The following is an 18,046-nucleotide window of genomic DNA, read 5'->3' as shown; positions in this document are numbered from 1 at the left end:
AATTGTACCTTGGCAGTAAAAAAAAAATTATATTGTAATGTAATCTGGTTTTGGCTTTGAATTGTTGTTTTTAGAATCCGTAAACTAAAGCGATTGAAGCTTGAGCAGCAGATTTAGTTGGAGCAAAATCAGAGTCTACGAAATTATCTTCTTTAGCAGAATCCAATCTGAATTCAGGAATAATTGTTAAACCACCAGCTTTATAATTAGCAGATAAAGTAAAAGCTGTTACAGAGTTATCAGCTGATAAACCATACATAGCACTGTTTTCTTTAGCTTTAAAATATTCTGCACGTAAACCTAAACCAAAGTTATCATTAACTGCTACAGACGGATACAAAGCTACTCCTGTATATCCTACTTTATCTCCATTACCAGACCAATCAGCTGCATTTAACCCTAATTTAAATTTTTCAGACAATTGGAAGGTTGCTGTTAAATCAAAAATTGTCCCAGCCACTGAACCATCCATAAAGTTCAAATAAGCGCTTACTCCTTCAGTTGGAGTTAAAGACAATTGAGCTCCAATAGCATTCAAACCTTTCATAGGATCAGCAGAATAAACATTCCAGTTATCATTGAAAGCACCAACCATCAAACCTACTTTATCAGAAAAAGCATAATTCGCTTTCACCCCTGCATTTTGGAATGGCCCGTTAGTAAATAAATAAGAAGTTGAATAGTGGAAATTAGCTAGCGGCGAAATTACTTCATAACCAATAAAAGTCCCCATATACCCCGCTGTGAAGCTTAATTTATCGGTAACTGCATAAGTAACATACAAGTTTTGTATATTGAATGATTCACCGCTTGTTGACGCAATAACATCACCATTATCATCAAATACTACTCCTGGAGTATTTAAAATCGATTGATATTGTCCTCTAGGCCCAAAAGAAACCTCACCCACGAAAGAAGTTTTACCCGTTGTTTTCTTCAAAGCGATATCAATCATACCTAAAGAAACAGAATTCTGATCGGACGCAAAACTGGTACCTATGTTAGACACTTTTGCAAAATCATATTTGTAGTAAACATCAGCAGATCCTGAAATTTCTAACGGTGTGTCTTGTGCAAATGTCACGCTTCCTGTCAGTGCTAAAGCTAAAATAAAAATTACTTTTTTCATGTTGAATTTTGTTTTGGTTATTTTAAATTATTTTTACTCAAAAAGAAATATTAACATATTATTCTCAATTTTTAATACATTTTTAACCTCTTTCTTGAAGCAAATTTATCAACTTTTAAATTTATCAAAATAAAAAAATATAACTTTTTTCGATTTACAGCGTCGATTTATCAAAAAACGGGATTCGGATAAAAAAAAATACGTTTTTATTATTTTTTAACATCAAAAAACTAATTATTCTCACAGTAAAAAACACACCACCCCTTATAAATTGCACACTAAAATCAAAAAAACATTAAAAAAATGACAAAAAATCAATTTTAAACCAAACAAAACAAATGCAACCCCTTAAAAAAACAGGGGTATAAATAAAAAAACAATACTTTTAAATATTCTTTAAAAACTTATAAAAACAAAAAAACCTCCCAAAAGGAGGTTTACACTGCAACATTACAGTAATTCACTTCAAATAAGCAGAAAATTGAAATTATTTATAAAATTAACAGGCCATGTTCTCTTAAAACAGTTACCGCTTTAGAATACCAGAACAACTCAAAATCTTCCAATTCTAATTCAAAGTCCGTTTTTAATTCCTGATAAGAATATATCTTGGAATTCGAAACAGCCACTTTTAGAAGTATCTCAGCCAGCCATTTCCCTTCGGCTTTATTAGCTTGAATAGCAAAACTTTCTTTTTTATTATGAAAAGTTAAAGCTGCCATTTCCCATGATTTTCCTTTTTTAGTCTTGGTAAAATATTCCAGAGTAGGTTTCCCTCCTATCCAAACTACTTTAGTGGTAGGCTTTGTATGAAGATGATGATCTACTTGCAAAGCATCAAAAATAAAATCAGGATGGATTTTCGTTCTTGGAATCTTAAAGTCAAACCAATCCTGCAAATCATAGTCGAAGCAAATACCATGCATATAATTGAACAATGATTTTTTTAGCCCAAAACTAAATTGATCATGGTTAACACCAGTTGAATCTTTATAATTAATATCATTATTAGCAAAAGTTCCAATGACTTCGGTTTCTTTAACGGCACCATATTTTTCCGGATACATACCCACAGGACTGTGCGCCGTCATGGCAAACTGATGCCAAAATCCCGATTGCAAAACACCTGCTTCAAACAACTGACGCACCATTTCTAGACTATCCACCGTTTCCTGAACCGTCTGCGTTGGATAACCATACATTAAATAAGCATGAACCATAATACCGGATTCGGTAAAATTTCGGGTAACCTTAGCCACCTGCTCTACCGTCACTCCTTTATCAATCAATTTTAACAAACGGTCGGAAGCCACTTCAAGTCCACCCGAAACAGCTATACAACCGGAAGCTTTAAGCAGTATACACAAATCGGCCGTAAAACTTTTTTCAAATCGAATATTGGTCCACCAGGTGACCGATAATTTTCTTCGAAGAATTTCGAGAGCCAATGCACGCATCAAAGCCGGAGGAGCCGCTTCGTCCACAAAATGAAACCCATTTTGTCCCGTTTGAGCAATTAGTTCCTCCATTCGATCACAAAGCAAACTAGCTGCAACAGGTTCGTACACCTTAATATAATCTAAGGAAATATCACAAAAGGTACATTTTCCCCAATAACAACCATGAGCCATGGTCAATTTGTTCCATCGACCATCACTCCACATACGATGCATAGGATTCACTATTTCGATCACCGAAATATATTTATCCAACAACAAATCAGAATAATCAGGAGTTCCTACCTGTGATTGTTTATAATCCGATTTTATGGAATTGTTTTTATAAACTACTTTACCATTTTCTAAAAGAAAAGTTCTTTTATAAAACTTCTCGACTGCGCTCAAAGTGACATCATTTACAAGTTCTTCTATTGGAACTTCACCGTCATCCAAAGTAATATAATCGAAAAATTCAAAAACACGAGCATCCGAAAGCGAACGTAATTCAGTATTAGGGAAACCGCCACCCATAGAAATTTTAATTTCCGGATAATGTTTTTTCACCCATTGTGCACATCGAAAAGCCGAATATAAATTTCCGGGAAAAGGAACTGAAATCAGGAATAAATTTGGCTGAACAGAATTTATTCTTTCTCCCAGAATAGAAAGCAATATGTTATCTATATAAGTAGGTTCTTGCTGTAAGGCTTCGTATAATTCGTCAAAAGAATTGGCACTTCGTCCTAAACGTTCGGCATAACGACTGAAACCAAAATTAGCATCAACACATTCGACAATAAAATCGGAGATATCTTCGAGATATAAGGTTGCTAAATGTTTTGCCTTATCCTGCGTTCCCATGCTACCAAAAGCCCAATCCAATTCTTCCAATTGAGCAAAACGGGATGCTTCCGGCAAATAATCTTCCTGACAAATTTGAAGTGCTAAAGTTGGATTTTTTCCCTGCAAAAAAGCAATTACCGAATCAATCGTTTTAATGTATTCATCCTGAAGAGCAAAAATTCTTTTCGAATTATCCGAAACCTCTTCAACTTCAATCTTTAAACTTTGAACATTAAACAAATCTTTTAAACCTTCTCTCGAAAAGATTTTCAAAATCACTTCAATACCTAAATCAGCCTGAACCGAATCGATATTTTTGGTATTCAAAAATCCTTTAATATAGGCTGTTGCCGGATATGGTGTATTCAGCTGGGTAAAAGGCGGCGTGATGAGGAATAGTTTGGTTTTCAAAGGAAAAATATTTTTATACAAAAATAGGGGATAAAAATCCCCTATTATAATTTTAAAACAAACTTTTATTGATTAAAACTTATGCTCCTGCTTACTAATCACCAATAACGAAATCAATGAAATTAACGATGCAGCTACTAAGTAAAAACCAACATAAGTCAACCCGTAATTAGAAGCCAGCCAAATAGCAATCATTGGTGCAAAAGCAGCTCCAAGAATTCCTGCCATATTAAAGGTTAAGGATGCTCCGGAATAACGAACGGTTGTCGGGAATAATTCGGAAAGAAAAGTTCCTAAAGGTCCATACGTAAAGCCCATCAAAGCCATTCCCATACACACAAAAGCAGTTACTAAAAATGTATTTCCGGAATTTAAAAAATAAGAAAAGAAAAAACCGAAAAAAGCAATTGTAATTGTGGTATAAATCAACATTTTTCTTCGTCCGATTTTATCGGCAACTAAGGCCGAAACAGGAATGAATAACGCAAAAAACAACACCGAAAACAACTGAATCAACAAGGCGTCTCTTTTCGTAAATCCTAAATCGGAAGTAGCCCAACTCAGCGTAAACACAGTCATTAGATAAAACACTAAAAAGGTAGTAATGGCTGCAAAAGTTCCAAAAATCAACTGGTTTTTATACGATTTCAACAACGTAAAAAACGGGATTTTCACTTCGTGCTGCTCTTCTTTAGAATTTTCAAAAGCTGGAGTTTCGGTAATTTTCAATCGAATATAAAAACCAATAATTACTAAAAGCGAACTGGCAATAAAAGGAATTCTCCAACCGTAATCCATAAAATCCTCGGCACTCATATTATCAGTCAACAATAAAAAAGTACCTCCCGAAAGCAACAAACCTATTGGCGCGCCAAGTTGAGGGAACATACCATACCAGGCACGTTTGTGTGGTGGCGCATTCTCGATAGCCAATAAAACGGCACCTCCCCATTCGCCGCCTAAACCAACTCCCTGTCCAAAACGACACAACATTAATAATATAGGTGCCAAAATTCCAATACTGGCATAACTAGGCAAAAATCCAATGCTAACCGTAGAAATCCCCATGGTTAATAAAGCCGCAACCAAAGTTACTTTTCGTCCTACTTTGTCACCAAAATGCCCAAAAAAAGCAGACCCCAACGGTCTGGACAAAAAAGCAATGGAAAAAGTTGCTAAAGATTCCAAAGTCGAATTGGTACTATCCGCTCCCGGAAAAAACAACTGTGGAAAAACCAACACCGCTGCATTGGCATAAATATAAAAATCAAAAAACTCAATAGTAGTCCCGATTAAACTACCAAAAAGAACATGTTTTAAAGAATTTATTTTAGCTGACTGTTCTTTCATAAACAAAAAATTAAATTTAAAAATCCTGCAAAAATCCTCCTTATTTTTGAAAGCTACAAATATTTAGTTCCAATATTTTTTGGTAATTTTACTCAAAACAAAATGAAAACATGCCCAACGACTGTATCAGCTATCAAAACTCAGGATATTTCTCTCCTTTGATGAATGATTATTTAAACCAAAATTCAAAATTACAATCCTTATATAATCGCTTTCCAAGCCTTGAAAATTTCGAAAAGCAAATCATTGAAAAGCAAAATAATTTCAGGCACGACAACAGAAACACCTTAGTTGCTGTGTTACAAAAACAATATTCAGGACTTGAAATTTCGCATTTAACCCAACAAAATATAGAATCTTTAAAAGTCGAGAATACTTTTACCGTAACTACCGGACATCAATTAAACCTGTTTTCCGGCCCTCTCTATTTTTTATATAAAATTATTTCTACTATTAATTTAACAAATGAATTAAAAGTAAAATACCCGGCTTATAATTTCGTCCCAATTTATTGGATGGCCACTGAAGATCATGATTTTGAAGAAATCAATTATTTTAATTTCAAAGGGAAAAAATTCCGTTGGAATAAAGAAAGTACTGGTCCTGTAGGCAGACTTTCAACTGATGGTTTAGCAGATTTTTTCGAAATATTCGAACAGGAATTAGGTCACAGTACTAATGCCGAAACACTAAAAAAACTGTTTCAGGATGCTTATTTAAAACATGACAATCTTGCCGATGCCACACGTTATCTGGCTAATGCTTTATTTGGTTCACACGGATTAGTTATTATTGATTCCGATAATGCCGATTTGAAAAGAAACTTCATTCCTTATATTAAAGAAGAACTGGTAAATCAAACCGCAAACAAAAAAGTACTCGAAACCACCGAAAAACTAAAAGAATACAGTATTCAGGTTAATCCACGTGAAATTAATTTATTTTATATAGAAAACAACTTACGAGAACGTATTATCTATCAGGATGGAAAATATTTAGTAAACAATACAAAACTTGAATTTTCCCAACAGGAAATTTTAACTCTATCAGAAAGCAATCCTGAAAAATTCAGTCCTAATGTTATCATGCGCCCTTTATATCAGGAAGTTATTTTACCAAATCTTTGCTACATTGGCGGAGGCGGAGAAATTGCCTATTGGCTGGAATTAAAATCTTTTTTTGAAACGGTTAAAGTGAGTTTCCCAATACTTTTAGTTCGTAATTCGGTGCTTTTGGCTACCGAAAAACAAATTAAAAAAGCAAACAGATTAAATCTAAACTGGAATGACTTATTCTCAAAACAAAATGATTTAATCAACGAAAAAACTAAAGTTTTATCGGAATTTGATATTGATTTGACTCTTTTAAAAACACAACTACAAAAGCAATTCAGTATCCTAAACGAAATCACCACGAAAACAGATCCGTCCTTTGCCGGAGCTGTAAAAGCTCAGGAAATAAAACAATTAAAAGGATTGGACAAACTTGAAAAGCGTTTGCTAAAAGCTGAAAAAATAAAACTAAAAGACACCTTGTCCCGAATAACTGATTTACAAAATGAATTATTTCCCAATCAGAAATTACAGGAACGCCAGGCTAATTTTTCAGAGTTTTATCTGGAAGCCGGAGATCATCTTATTTCAAAATTAACGGAAAAACTCCAACCACTGGAACAACGATTCGACATCATAGAATTGTAAAATTTAACAAAAGAAGTGGGATTTATGACGCTTTTATTAAAGATTAAAAGTGCTATCCATTTTAAAAAAACTACTTTTATAAAAAAGAAATTATAAAATGACAACCAACAGAACTTTTACCATGATTAAACCCGATGCTGTTGCTAACGGACACATCGGAAACATCCTTGCTATGATTACTAATGCAGGATTTAAAATAGTATCTCTCAAATTAACTCAACTTACAGTAGCCGATGCAAAAGCGTTTTATGCCGTTCATGCCGAAAGACCATTTTACGGTGAATTAGTAAAATTTATGTCCAGCGGACCTATTGTTGCTGCTATTTTAGAAAAAGAAAATGCAGTAACAGATTTCAGAACCTTAATTGGAGCAACTAATCCGGCCGAAGCAGCCGAAGGAACTATCCGAAAATTATACGCAACCTCAATGGGAGAAAATGCCGTTCACGGTTCTGACAGCGATGAAAATGCCACAATTGAAAGTAATTTTCACTTCGCAGGAAGAGAACAGTTCTAGTATTCAGAACGCAGATTTCAGAATCCAGAAAGCAGATAAAAATCTATAAAAAAAGAAAATCCAGTCTCGTTCTAAAAAACGGACTGGATTTTCTTTTTTCCCTACATCTGAAATCTAAAATCGTTAATCAATAATCATAAATCACTATCTCAAAATAACTTCTTTCACTACATCGCGACGTAATTCTTCATTAATCATTTTGATAATCTTTGATTTTCCGTGACTCAATTCTTCCCGTAAAACTGATGAAGTTAATTCTACATACAAAGTATTCCCTTTTAAAACTACATTTCGGGTATAACTGTTAACGCCGTTTCCCATTAAATTTTGCCAGGCTTCTTTCACATTAATCCCGTCCATACCCGACTGCAATTTATTCCCCTGAATAATTTGCTTCAAAATATCTCCTATAGAACTTTCACTATTTAGTCTTTTGGGCTGCTTCATCTTCTCCTGATAAATTAATTGGTCCGGCTTTTTTATACTCGTATTCTTTATTTTGGTCGTTTTTAATCAGCATCGACTCATCAGTTAACTTTAGTAACTCTTCTGTCCATTTAGCATAAGGCGTTGAATAATCTAAATAAACATGATCTTTATCAAAACGTACTTTTACATTTTCATAATCCTCATTAAACAAAAAAGTTCCGTTGAACTGCGGACGAACTTTACGACGAATTCCCTCATTATTAATGATTTTGAAATAATCAAAATTCTCATTCATCTTATATTCCTTATCCTCTCCTTTATCAAAAGTCACTTTCTCAATTTCCCAATAACCATTTAACTTTTGAATATCTTCCGGAGTTATTTTTTGTTGACAAGACACTAAAAACAAGCATACAAAAAGAATTTTTAAACTATTTTTCATCATCAATTTATTTTTTAGAAGCATGTACCTGCTCCCGATAGCTATCGGGACGTTATATCTTTCATGCCGAACACCGGCATAAAAGGATGCCGCTACCATCAGGGCTGGAAATTCGAAACAAAAATACCTTTTGTTTCTCAAACAAAGTTAAGCGTATTAAACTTAACTTAGCTAAAAAATACAAATCAACTTAAACTATTTTATATAATTTTGGTCTTAAAGGAGTTACACTTTAAACTACCAAACCATGTACAAAACACTTTTTTACCTACTGAGTTTTTTTCTGTTTGTCAATTGTAGTCCTGATTCAAAACCAGATACAATAACTTCAGAAAACATGTATTTCCCTCCCGTTAGCGGAAATAATTGGGAAACAAAATCCATTAATGATTTAGGTTGGAAACAAGATGCAGTCCTACCATTATTAGATTATTTGGAATTAAAACATTCTAAATCTTTTATGATTTTAGTAAACGGACGCATTGTTATGGAGAATTATTTCAATGGGCATTCAGCAACAACCAATTGGTATTGGGGAAGTGCCGGAAAAACTTTAACCGCTACACTTACAGGAATTACAGAGCAGGAAGGCTTTATCAATATCAATAATAAAGTTTCTGATTATATTGGAACCGGATGGACGTCTGAAACTTTAGACAAAGAAAACCTAATCAACTGCAAACATTTACTCACCATGACTTCAGGAATTGAAGATATTGCCAACGGTGATGACGTTTCCCCTTCTAAATTAACCTATAAAGCCGATGCAGGAACACGTTGGGCTTACCATAATGTCTATGTAAAATTACAGGATGTCATTGCTCAGGCTACAGGGCAAAGCTGGAGTAATTATTTCAATAGCAAATTAAGAGATAAAATCGGAATGAATGGAGTCTGGCTTCCTCTGGACAACAACATCGTTTATTTTAGTACTACCCGAAGTATGGCCCGTTTTGGCTTATTGATGCTCAACAAAGGAAAATGGGAGAATACGACCATTTTGAATGAAGCCTTTTTCAATTCGGCAACTGCAACTTCTCAAAATATTAATCTGGGATACGGCTATTTATGGTGGCTGAACGGAAAAAGTAGTTATCATTTACCGCAAAGTCAATTGCAATTTTCTGGAAATGTCATTCCAAACGGTCCAAACGACATGTTTATGGCATTAGGCAAAAATGACCAAAAAATTTATGTAATTCCCAGCAAAAAAATGGTTGTTATCCGAATGGGTGATGCTGCAGATAATGTCAATCTGACCTTATCCGATTTTGATGCTGTACTTTGGCAAAAAATAAATGCTTTGTATCAGTAAATAGTAGAATAATTAATCCTCAAGAAACAGAAAGAAAATAAAAATTAAGAAATTTGGTTATAAACTTCATACTTTTTCTTTGCATAAAATTTATAAGCTCTCTTAGTAATCCAAATAAAAAAAACAAACAACAAACAATTGGTTATCCCTATAAAAAGATGTCTGCTGTTATTTGGAAAAAGGAGTATAAAATCGTGACCTTTAATGGTAGCAGAATAACTGGAAACACAAAAGGGAAATAGAAAAAGCCTAATTTTAATCCAAATATCCTGTTTTACTCCTTGTTGGTTTGTAGACAAAAGGAGAGCAAAACCAATGATTAACGAAATTCCAAGCGAACTTGCCCAAAGTCTTAATGAAGGTTCAAAATAAATAGATAAAATAGAAAAATACCAAATCAGATAACACCAAAGAATTATCTTTGGAATCTTCATGTTTATAATATAACTAATAGCAGGCTTTTTCATATACTATTTTTCTAAAAATGAGTGCCTTAAATATTATTAACTTTTCTTGCCTCTATTTTTAAAACCAATAAAAAACGAAAGAATACCAACAATCAATAAAATATAATACAAGTTCAGGTATTGGTCTCTAACAAGATTAGCCGCTACAAAACAAACCACACTAATCATGTACAAATAAATTGGAGCTATATTTTTCATGTTTTATTTAAAGAAACTATCAACAAATTCATATTTATTAAAGACCTGTAAATCTTCAATTCCTTCTCCTACTCCAATATATTTTACAGGAATTTGAAACTGATCCGAAATTCCAATCACAACTCCACCTTTAGCCGTTCCGTCTAATTTGGTTACCGCTAATGACGTTACTTCGGTGGCAGCGGTAAATTGTTTAGCCTGTTCAAAAGCATTTTGACCGGTTGAACCATCCAAAACTAACAACACATCATGTGGCGCATCGGCAACCACCTTTTGCATCACCCGTTTTACTTTTGATAATTCGTTCATCAAATTGATTTTATTGTGCAAACGACCTGCAGTATCAATAATAACAATATCTGCATCCTGAGCCACAGCCGATTGTAAGGTATCAAAAGCTACAGAAGCCGGATCAGAACCCATATTTTGTCTCACAATAGGGACATCAACTCTGTCTGCCCAAATTTGTAACTGGTCGATAGCCGCTGCTCTGAAAGTATCGGCCGCACCAAGAACTACTTTGTAACCCTGTTTTTTAAACTGATAAGCTAATTTTCCAATCGTAGTAGTTTTTCCCACACCATTAACACCAACCACCATTAAAACATAAGGTTTGGTATTAATTGGAATTACAAATTCGGTAGCTTCTCCACTATTGGTTTCAGATAACAAAGAAGCAATTTCTTCCTGAAGAATCTGATTTAATTCTGAAGTTCCTAAATATTTATCTTCTGACACACGGTTTTCGATTCGGGTAATAATTTTTAGAGTTGTATCTACCCCAACATCCGAAGTAACCAGAATTTCTTCCAGATTATCCAAAACATCATCATCTACTTTAGATTTTCCAACAATAGCTTTACTTAATTTGGAAAAAAAAGTTGTTTTTGTTTTCTCAAGCCCCTTATCTAAAGACTCTTTTTTTTCTGAGGAAAATATTCTTTTAAAAAAACTCATTGCGTGTACAGTTTTAAAATAAGCCAATCGTATAATTGCCCCGTTTAGCTTTCAAAGAGTAAATATAGAAAATAAAAAAGCTACTTCCTGAAGAAAGTAGCTTTTCTATATATTCATTTATGAATTATTTCTTTTTCAAGAATTCATCAACCAATTCAGGAGCGATAATAGTTTCAACGAAAGTATATGCGCCAGTTTTTGGAGATTTAACCATTTTAATGGCTTTTGATAATCTCTTAGAAGATGTTTGTAACGATGCTACTGTTTTCTTTGCCATGATTCAAATGTTATTTGAATTTTAATAAATCTCCAATACTAATCAGATTAGAGATTTAATCAAAATTACTAATTATTATTTAATTTCTTTGTGAACAGTTACTTTCTTCAAGATTGGATTAAATTTTTTAATCTCTAATCTGTCCGGAGTATTTTTTTTGTTCTTAGTTGTTATGTATCTTGATGTACCAGCAACACCTGAAGCTTTGTGTTCTGTACACTCTAAAATTACTTGGATTCTATTACCTTTCTTTGCCATCTTGCTATATATTTATTATAGGAATTAAACAGAATTATTTAATAAATCCTTCTGACTGTGCTTTTTTCAAAACAGCGTCAATTCCATTTTTATTAATTGTTTTTATCGTAGATGCTGCTACTCTAAGAGTAATCCATCTATCTTCTTCCGGAAGATAAAAACGCTTTTTAACTAAGTTTACAGAAAACTTTCTCTTAGTTTTGTTCATAGCGTGAGAAACGTTATTTCCTACCATCGCTCTTTTACCTGTAAGGTCACAAACTCTTGACATTATACTTTACTTTTATCGTTATTCAAAATCAGGGTGCAAAGAAAAGAAAAATAAACGGTTCTAACAAAAAAATTATAAGACATTTTTAAAAATTTCTTTCTTTAGCATTTCAAGGCTTTTAATAGTGGCTCTGTCTATGACTTTTTCACGGGGTTGACCAAAGTTAAACTCCTCTACAACAACCTCATTTGGCGTAGCCAAAGCAATAAATACACTTCCTAATTCGGCTTTTTCATCTCCTTTTGTTGGCCCGGCATTTCCGGTTGTGGCAAGCGCATAATCTGTATTCAGCAACCTTTTTACATTCTCAGCCATTGCTTTAGCCACCTCAGCGCTTACAACCGAATGTTCATTGATTAATTTTTCAGAAATCCCTAATACATTAATCTTAGTTTCAGCCGCATACGAAACCACACTCCCTTTAAAATAAGCCGAAGCTCCTGCTACCGAGGACAAACTCACTGCGATTTGTCCTCCGGTACAGCTTTCGGCGGTTGCAATTGTTTTTTGCTGTTCTTTGAGTTTTTTTCCAAGCAAAACCTCAATAGTTTCATCTTCTTCAAAACCCACAATAATATCATTAATGATCGCACTTAAAGACGCAACATAAGAATCAATAGTCTTTCCCAATACTTCTTTATCTTTCCCTCTGGCTGTAAGACGCAAACGAACTCTTCCCGGAGCCGGCAAATAAGCCAATTTAATAAAACCCGGCAAACTATTTTCCCAATCTTCAATACGTTCAGCAACCATACTTTCGCCTTGTCCGTAAGTCAGGATTGTTTTATGAATAATATAAGGACGATTAAATTCTTTCACAACCTTAGGAATCACTTCGCTTTCTATCAAATATTTCATTTCAAAAGGAACTCCCGGCAACGAAACAAAGACCGTATTTTCTTTCTGCATCCACATCCCCGGAGCTGTTCCCACCTGATTATGAAGCACTGTACAACGCGAAGGCACCAAAGCCTGATCTTTATTAATCTGCGTAATTTTTCTTTTAAAAAAACCTTCAATTAACTGAGTTACATGTTTTAAAACCGCCTCATCAACCACCAATTTATCTTCGAAATAATCACAAAATGTTTTTTTAGTAACGTCGTCTTTGGTTGGGCCTAAACCTCCGGTAATAATCACCAGGTCAACTTTATTTTGTAACTCTTTAAAAGTATCCAAAATATGCTGCTTGTCATCACTAACAGAAAGCATTTCCCAAATCTCTACCCCAATCTTATCGAGTGATTTTGCAATAAAACCGGAATTTGTATCAATAATTTGCCCAATTAAAATTTCATCTCCAATGGTAACAATAGCTGCTTTCATTTTTTGTATATCAATAATTTAGAATTGCTTATAAAACAAAATCAACACTCAAAAAACTTGAATGTTGATTTTTATATCATTTGTATTTGAAAAGAAATTACAAATAGAAATCTTTCTTAATTTCTTTAATTGCTTCTTTCACCTGTGCTTTAATACTATCAAAAGTATGTTCGATATCTTTGCGTTTCCCCTCGGCTTTTGTCCAGGCTTCCACCTGAAGAATTTCTTCAAAAGCAACCGTCATCCCCAACAAATCCAATGTTGGCTTAATTTTGTGCGCATAAGCATAGGCGTGTTTATGATCTTTTTTCTTAATCCCTTCTTTTATTTGAGCCAAATCTTCCGGCACATCATTTACAAACAAGGTTAGAATTTCGTTTACAAACTCCTGATCATTATCTGAGATTGCATATACTTTTGCTAAGTTGTAATTTAAAGCCATTATTTTATTTGTATTCTAAATAGTTTTTGTCCTTCTAAATATCCTTCCAAAACATCGTTGGGTTGTACCCTTGCTACTCCCTTTGGAGTTCCGGTAAAAATAATATCACCTATTTTTAATGTAAAATATTGCGAAACATAAGCAATCAGCTCGTCTATTTTCCACAACATCATATTCGCATTCCCTTCCTGAACCGTCTGATTATTATTCTTCAATTCAAAAGTAAGATTTTCTAATGAACTAAACTGCGCTTTTGGCAAAAAATCACCAATCACCGCCGAACCGTCAAAAGCCTTGGCTTTTTCCCAAGGCAAGCCTTTTTCTTTTAATTTATTTTGCAAATCACGGGCAGTAAAATCAATTCCTACACTAATTTCGTCATAATATTTATGAGCAAATTTAGCATCAATATATTTACCAACCTTATTAATCTTTACAATAAGTTCCACTTCATGCTGTACATTTTCCGAAAATTCAGGAATCACAAAAGGATGCTGCTTTAACAACACTGAGGAATCCGGCTTTATAAAAATTACCGGTTCACTTGGGCGTTCATTTTCCAATTCTTCAATATGATTGGCATAATTGCGACCTATACAAATTATTTTCATTTTTTTGAGTTAGGAGTCGGGAGCTGGAAGTTGAGAGCCGGAACAAACTTCTTCTAACTTCCAACTCCCTACTTATTTCGTATTTAACTTTCTTAATTTTATGGCTGTCAAAACCTTTTTGGTATATAATGGAAAATCCGCATTTTGAACCCAACTAAAATAACCTGGTTCTTTTTCCAAAACCACATCTACTTTTACACCTTTGTGTTTACCAAAAGTAAAAACCTCTTCATTATTTTCATCAAAAGCGATCATCCCGGCAAAATCGGCTATTTTTTTACGGGTTGTAAATTCAGATAAAGATTTCATATCATTTTCTAAATCCGGATAACGTTCTAATTGCGCTTTCAAAATTTCGTAAGTCGCCATCGTATCCGCTTCTGCCGAATGCGCATTCTCTAAATTTTGCCCACAATAAAACTTTAAAGCAGCACTCAAAGTACGTTCTTCTTTTTTATGAAAAATAGTCTGTACATCAACCGAAACTCTGTTTTTCATATCAAAATCTACTCCGGCACGAAGCAATTCCTCTGCTAAAAGCGGAATATCAAAACGATCCGAATTAAACCCCCCCAAATCACTGTCTTTAATCATTTGATACACCTGTGGCGCCAATTCCTTAAAAGCAGGTTCATTAGCCACTTTTTCATCAGTAATTCCATGAACAGCGGTACTTTGAGGCGGAATTGGAATGGTAGGATTCACCAGCCAGGTTTTACTTTCTTTATTTCCGTTAGGAAAAACTTTAAATATTGCTATTTCTACAATTCTGTCTTTTCCAATATCAATCCCTGTCGTTTCAAGATCAAAAAAACAAATAGGTCTGTTTAGTTTTAATTCCATTTTAATAATATATAACTACAAATATAAAGTTTTGAGTTTGATTTAAACAAGAGTTTAAAAAAGAAAACCCGACAGCCTTACAAAAGCTATCGGGTATTTTTATAAAATTTTCAAAAACTATATAGTTCTTGTAATATCAAATCCTTCTAAATATTCGGCTACTCTTTTTACGAACATCCCGCCTAAAGCACCGTCAACAATACGATGATCATAACCATGAGTTAAAAACATTTTTTGACGAATACCAATAAAATCCCCTTCCGGAGTTTCTATTACCGCAGGCACTTTCCGAATAGCACCCAAAGCTAAAATTCCCACTTCCGGCTGATTGATAATTGGCGTTCCAAAAACACTTCCGAAAGACCCCACATTCGTTACTGTATAAGTTCCTCCTTTTGTTTCATCTGGTTTTAATTTTCCAAGTTTAGCACGATTTCCTAAATCGTTTACTGCCTTTGCCATTCCTACCAAATTCAACTGATCTGCATTTTTAATCACAGGCACAATTAAATTTCCGTTTGGCAAAGCCGCTGCCATTCCGAGATTTATATTTTTTCTTTTGATGACATAATCTCCGTCAACAGAAATGTTTATTCCCGGATAATCTTTCAACGCTTTGGCTACCGCTTCCATAAAAATCGGAGTAAAAGTCAGTTTCTCACCTTCTCTTTTCTCAAATTCATTTTTATGTTTCTCACGCCATTTTACAACATTCGTAACATCAACTTCTATAAAAGAATAAACATGTGCCGATGTTTGCTGAGAAGAAAGCATATAACCCGCAATCAGCTTGCGCATTCGGTCCATTTCTACAATTTCGTCACCGCCATTTACCGAAACAGCTGTTTTTGATTGTTGGATATCAGACTCTGGATTTTGAATTATTGGTTGAGATAATAATTCAACACTTTCGACTTTCGACTTTCGACTTTCGACATAACTCAAAATATCATTTTTAGTAACCCTTCCTTCACTCCCTGTTCCCGGAATACGTTCCAATTCTTCGATTCCTATTCCTTCGGCAGCAGCAATATTTTTCACTAACGGAGAAAAGAATTTTTCAGAACCGGAATTGGTTATCGTTGCAGGAGCAGCAAGAGTTTCTTTAGCTACCTCTATCGTTTTTGTTACTTTTTCTATAATTTCCGGAGTTATTGTTTCTTCAACTTCCTCCACTGCATCTTCTCCTTCTGTTTCAATAATTGCAATAGTTTGTCCTACCTCAACCAAATCATCTTTTGAAAACAATTGCTCTATCAAAACACCCGAAACCTCACTAGGCACTTCACTATCCACTTTGTCGGTAGCAACTTCCAGCACAGCCTCGTCGGCTTCAATTTTATCGCCTATTTGTTTCAACCAATTGGTGATGGTTGCTTCTGCGACACTTTCTCCCATTCTTGGAAGCTTTAATTCAAATCTTGCCATATTGTTAACCCAAAAGGTGGTTTTTTAATTTCTGTTTGCGAAATTACTAAATTCTTAAAACATAAATTACATAAAATGCATCTTTCCTATATTAATTATAACAAGTAACTCATTTTCAAAATAATAATCTCTATTTTAACAAAAATCAAATCAGAAACCTATCGTTTTTTACCAATTCGATAAAAATACAAACTTGGTAACTGAGCTATTTTTTACGATAATTTCACTTAATCCAACATAATAACGGCAGTAAAGACACATTCTTATGGTTGTCAATCTAAAAATTGATTTTTTTTATCTCAAAAAGCTTTTTGGTTTCCAATAAACAGGAAACGCGCAAAATCATTTACTTTTGAATTTATTCTAAAAAAATAAATCGCTTTGAGAAATCTGTTTTTAATATTCTTCCTTATTACAACTTCTTTGATTCAGGCACAAATGGCTGACTGTACCGATCCGCTGGCTAAAAACTTCAACCCAAAAGCCACATTAAATGATGGCAGTTGCGAATATAAAAAAGTAAAAACCAAAGCCGAATCCACTCAAAAACTTAGCGATACTTTAAGAGAAACTTCGGGACTAATTGCTTTCGATAATTTATTATGGACACACAATGACGACCATGACATCACTATTTACGGACTGGATACTTTAGGAGCGATCAAAAAGAAAATCAAACTAGAAAAGGTAACCAACACCGACTGGGAAGAAATCACCCAAGACAGCAATTCCCTTTATATTGGCGATTTTGGAAACAATTATCAGGGAAACCGACGCGATTTACACATTTTAAGAATCGAAAAAAAGTCTTTCCTGACAAATACCCCAATCATTGATACGATTGCTTTTTCTTATGCTGACCAAACTGACTTTAGCATTCAAAAACCTAATACTACCAATTTTGATTGCGAAGCTTTTGTGGTTACCAAAGACAGTATTTATTTGTTCACCAAACAATGGAAATCAAATAAAACCGGCATCTACACAATACCCAAACAAACCGGAAATCATATTGCTCAATTAAAACAAACGATTGACACTAAAGGCCTGATTACAGCCGCAACTTATTTAGAATCTAAAAAGCTAATCACACTGTGCGGTTATTCCAAACACGGGAAACCGTTTCTATACCTGTTGTATGATTTTAAAAACAATAATTTTTCATCAGGAAATAAACGAAGAATCAATCTCCAATTCTCTTTTCATCAAATAGAAGGAATCTCCACAACCGACGGACTTCATTATTATTTGACGAACGAAGCTTTGATTTTGAAACCAATTTTAAATGTTCAGCAGCAAATGCACTATATAGATCTATCTTCTATACTGCAATCCTATCTCCACAATTAATTCGTAAATAGAAACAGAATAGCTTACTTTTGCCAAAAGTTTT

At 34.0% G+C, this 18,046-nt stretch carries 20 protein-coding genes; 4 read left to right on the top strand and 16 right to left on the bottom strand.

Going from position 1 to position 18,046, the window contains the following annotated elements:
- Positions 1 to 70: 70 nt before the first annotated feature.
- The 3 genes from H599_RS0110585 to H599_RS0110575 form a co-directional block, all read right to left on the bottom strand.
- Positions 71 to 1,129 carry a porin gene (locus H599_RS0110585; RefSeq protein ID WP_026714116.1) on the bottom strand — a complete coding sequence of 353 codons (1,059 nt, stop codon included), beginning with the start codon at positions 1,127 to 1,129 and terminating at the stop codon, positions 71 to 73.
- Between the two features lie 491 nt (positions 1,130 to 1,620).
- Positions 1,621 to 3,822 carry a B12-binding domain-containing radical SAM protein gene (locus tag H599_RS0110580; protein ID WP_026714115.1) on the bottom strand — a complete coding sequence of 734 codons (2,202 nt, stop codon included), beginning with the start codon at positions 3,820 to 3,822 and terminating at the stop codon, positions 1,621 to 1,623.
- Between the two features lie 72 nt (positions 3,823 to 3,894).
- Entirely contained in the window at positions 3,895 to 5,172 is a 1,278-nt protein-coding gene (locus tag H599_RS0110575) for an MFS transporter (RefSeq protein ID WP_026714114.1), read from the bottom strand.
- 110 nt (positions 5,173 to 5,282) lie between these two features.
- Between H599_RS0110575 and bshC the strand changes: the two genes are divergently transcribed.
- Positions 5,283 to 6,872 (top strand): bacillithiol biosynthesis cysteine-adding enzyme BshC, encoded by a 1,590-nt coding sequence (bshC, locus tag H599_RS0110570; RefSeq protein ID WP_026714113.1) that lies wholly within the window; start codon positions 5,283 to 5,285, stop codon positions 6,870 to 6,872.
- Positions 6,873 to 6,969: 97 nt separating this feature from the next.
- Positions 6,970 to 7,389, top strand: coding sequence for a nucleoside-diphosphate kinase (locus H599_RS0110565; protein WP_026714112.1), 420 nt, complete (start codon positions 6,970 to 6,972; stop codon positions 7,387 to 7,389).
- A 144-nt stretch (positions 7,390 to 7,533) separates the two neighbouring features.
- Here H599_RS0110565 and H599_RS0110560 read toward each other — a convergent pair whose 3' ends face one another.
- Entirely contained in the window at positions 7,534 to 7,836 is a 303-nt protein-coding gene (locus H599_RS0110560) for a DUF721 domain-containing protein (RefSeq protein ID WP_035141450.1), read from the bottom strand.
- A complete protein-coding gene (locus H599_RS0110555; protein ID WP_245600512.1) occupies positions 7,811 to 8,263 on the bottom strand; it encodes a hypothetical protein in 453 nt (150 codons plus the stop codon). Before H599_RS0110555 ends, H599_RS0110560 begins: the two co-directional genes overlap by 26 nt.
- 244 nt (positions 8,264 to 8,507) lie before the next feature.
- On the opposite strand from H599_RS0110555, the gene H599_RS0110550 reads away from it, so the two are divergent.
- The gene (locus tag H599_RS0110550; RefSeq protein ID WP_026714109.1) at positions 8,508 to 9,575 is read left to right on the top strand and encodes a serine hydrolase domain-containing protein; all 1,068 of its coding nucleotides are present in this window, start codon (positions 8,508 to 8,510) and stop codon (positions 9,573 to 9,575) included.
- A gap of 44 nt (positions 9,576 to 9,619) precedes the next feature.
- On the opposite strand, the gene H599_RS19510 is transcribed toward H599_RS0110550, so the two are convergent.
- From H599_RS19510 to H599_RS0110495, 11 genes are all read right to left on the bottom strand, one after another.
- Positions 9,620 to 10,042 (bottom strand): hypothetical protein, encoded by a 423-nt coding sequence (locus H599_RS19510; RefSeq protein ID WP_051590708.1) that lies wholly within the window; start codon positions 10,040 to 10,042, stop codon positions 9,620 to 9,622.
- Between the two features lie 36 nt (positions 10,043 to 10,078).
- Positions 10,079 to 10,240 carry a hypothetical protein gene (locus H599_RS21015; protein ID WP_169736898.1) on the bottom strand — a complete coding sequence of 54 codons (162 nt, stop codon included), beginning with the start codon at positions 10,238 to 10,240 and terminating at the stop codon, positions 10,079 to 10,081.
- Positions 10,241 to 10,243: 3 nt separating this feature from the next.
- Complete coding sequence (ftsY, locus tag H599_RS0110535) at positions 10,244 to 11,197, bottom strand: signal recognition particle-docking protein FtsY (RefSeq protein WP_026714108.1); 954 nt, start codon at positions 11,195 to 11,197, stop codon at positions 10,244 to 10,246.
- Positions 11,198 to 11,321: 124 nt separating this feature from the next.
- Positions 11,322 to 11,474, bottom strand: a complete 153-nt coding sequence (locus H599_RS20565; RefSeq protein ID WP_081810544.1) for a DUF4295 domain-containing protein — start codon at positions 11,472 to 11,474, stop codon at positions 11,322 to 11,324.
- Positions 11,475 to 11,549: 75 nt separating this feature from the next.
- Entirely contained in the window at positions 11,550 to 11,732 is a 183-nt protein-coding gene (rpmG, locus tag H599_RS0110525) for a 50S ribosomal protein L33 (protein ID WP_026714106.1), read from the bottom strand.
- Positions 11,733 to 11,766: 34 nt separating this feature from the next.
- Complete coding sequence (gene rpmB / locus H599_RS0110520; protein ID WP_026714105.1) at positions 11,767 to 12,003, bottom strand: 50S ribosomal protein L28; 237 nt, start codon at positions 12,001 to 12,003, stop codon at positions 11,767 to 11,769.
- A gap of 72 nt (positions 12,004 to 12,075) precedes the next feature.
- Positions 12,076 to 13,329, bottom strand: coding sequence for a CinA family nicotinamide mononucleotide deamidase-related protein (locus H599_RS0110515; RefSeq protein WP_026714104.1), 1,254 nt, complete (start codon positions 13,327 to 13,329; stop codon positions 12,076 to 12,078).
- Positions 13,330 to 13,426: 97 nt separating this feature from the next.
- Positions 13,427 to 13,771, bottom strand: a complete 345-nt coding sequence (locus H599_RS0110510; RefSeq protein WP_026714103.1) for an Hpt domain-containing protein — start codon at positions 13,769 to 13,771, stop codon at positions 13,427 to 13,429.
- Complete coding sequence (locus H599_RS0110505; RefSeq protein ID WP_026714102.1) at positions 13,771 to 14,382, bottom strand: fumarylacetoacetate hydrolase family protein; 612 nt, start codon at positions 14,380 to 14,382, stop codon at positions 13,771 to 13,773. The genes H599_RS0110510 and H599_RS0110505 overlap by 1 nt, the downstream gene beginning before the upstream one ends.
- A gap of 72 nt (positions 14,383 to 14,454) precedes the next feature.
- Positions 14,455 to 15,225: a 3'-5' exonuclease gene (locus H599_RS0110500; RefSeq protein WP_026714101.1), complete on the bottom strand. Its 771-nt coding sequence runs from the start codon at positions 15,223 to 15,225 to the stop codon at positions 14,455 to 14,457.
- 117 nt (positions 15,226 to 15,342) lie between these two features.
- Positions 15,343 to 16,653 carry a dihydrolipoamide acetyltransferase family protein gene (locus tag H599_RS0110495; protein WP_026714100.1) on the bottom strand — a complete coding sequence of 437 codons (1,311 nt, stop codon included), beginning with the start codon at positions 16,651 to 16,653 and terminating at the stop codon, positions 15,343 to 15,345.
- 381 nt (positions 16,654 to 17,034) lie between these two features.
- On the opposite strand from H599_RS0110495, the gene H599_RS0110490 reads away from it, so the two are divergent.
- Positions 17,035 to 18,003 (top strand): hypothetical protein, encoded by a 969-nt coding sequence (locus H599_RS0110490; protein ID WP_026714099.1) that lies wholly within the window; start codon positions 17,035 to 17,037, stop codon positions 18,001 to 18,003.
- The last annotated feature ends 43 nt before the right edge of the window (positions 18,004 to 18,046 follow it).

The organism is Flavobacterium daejeonense DSM 17708, assembly GCF_000425425.1.
Classification (GTDB): Bacteria; Bacteroidota; Bacteroidia; order Flavobacteriales; family Flavobacteriaceae; genus Flavobacterium; species Flavobacterium daejeonense.
This window is presented reverse-complemented; position numbering and strand designations above follow the sequence as displayed.

What these genes read in the sequence shown, in the direction of transcription:
- H599_RS0110575 (WP_026714114.1), bottom strand. Translation starts at nt 5,172, where the DNA reads ATGAAAGAACAGTCAGCTAAAATAAATTCTTTAAAACATGTTCTTTTT.
- ftsY (WP_026714108.1), bottom strand. Translation starts at nt 11,197, where the DNA reads ATGAGTTTTTTTAAAAGAATATTTTCCTCAGAAAAAAAAGAGTCTTTA.
- rpmG (WP_026714106.1), bottom strand. Translation starts at nt 11,732, where the DNA reads ATGGCAAAGAAAGGTAATAGAATCCAAGTAATTTTAGAGTGTACAGAA.
- H599_RS20565 (WP_081810544.1), bottom strand. Translation starts at nt 11,474, where the DNA reads ATGGCAAAGAAAACAGTAGCATCGTTACAAACATCTTCTAAGAGATTA.
- H599_RS0110565 (WP_026714112.1), top strand. Translation starts at nt 6,970, where the DNA reads ATGACAACCAACAGAACTTTTACCATGATTAAACCCGATGCTGTTGCT.
- H599_RS0110515 (WP_026714104.1), bottom strand. Translation starts at nt 13,329, where the DNA reads ATGAAAGCAGCTATTGTTACCATTGGAGATGAAATTTTAATTGGGCAA.
- H599_RS21015 (WP_169736898.1), bottom strand. Translation starts at nt 10,240, where the DNA reads ATGAAAAATATAGCTCCAATTTATTTGTACATGATTAGTGTGGTTTGT.
- rpmB (WP_026714105.1), bottom strand. Translation starts at nt 12,003, where the DNA reads ATGTCAAGAGTTTGTGACCTTACAGGTAAAAGAGCGATGGTAGGAAAT.
- bshC (WP_026714113.1), top strand. Translation starts at nt 5,283, where the DNA reads ATGCCCAACGACTGTATCAGCTATCAAAACTCAGGATATTTCTCTCCT.
- H599_RS0110500 (WP_026714101.1), bottom strand. Translation starts at nt 15,225, where the DNA reads ATGGAATTAAAACTAAACAGACCTATTTGTTTTTTTGATCTTGAAACG.
- H599_RS0110555 (WP_245600512.1), bottom strand. Translation starts at nt 8,263, where the DNA reads ATGATGAAAAATAGTTTAAAAATTCTTTTTGTATGCTTGTTTTTAGTG.
- H599_RS19510 (WP_051590708.1), bottom strand. Translation starts at nt 10,042, where the DNA reads ATGAAAAAGCCTGCTATTAGTTATATTATAAACATGAAGATTCCAAAG.
- H599_RS0110495 (WP_026714100.1), bottom strand. Translation starts at nt 16,653, where the DNA reads ATGGCAAGATTTGAATTAAAGCTTCCAAGAATGGGAGAAAGTGTCGCA.
- H599_RS0110510 (WP_026714103.1), bottom strand. Translation starts at nt 13,771, where the DNA reads ATGGCTTTAAATTACAACTTAGCAAAAGTATATGCAATCTCAGATAAT.
- H599_RS0110560 (WP_035141450.1), bottom strand. Translation starts at nt 7,836, where the DNA reads ATGAAGCAGCCCAAAAGACTAAATAGTGAAAGTTCTATAGGAGATATT.
- H599_RS0110505 (WP_026714102.1), bottom strand. Translation starts at nt 14,382, where the DNA reads ATGAAAATAATTTGTATAGGTCGCAATTATGCCAATCATATTGAAGAA.
- H599_RS0110585 (WP_026714116.1), bottom strand. Translation starts at nt 1,129, where the DNA reads ATGAAAAAAGTAATTTTTATTTTAGCTTTAGCACTGACAGGAAGCGTG.
- H599_RS0110550 (WP_026714109.1), top strand. Translation starts at nt 8,508, where the DNA reads ATGTACAAAACACTTTTTTACCTACTGAGTTTTTTTCTGTTTGTCAAT.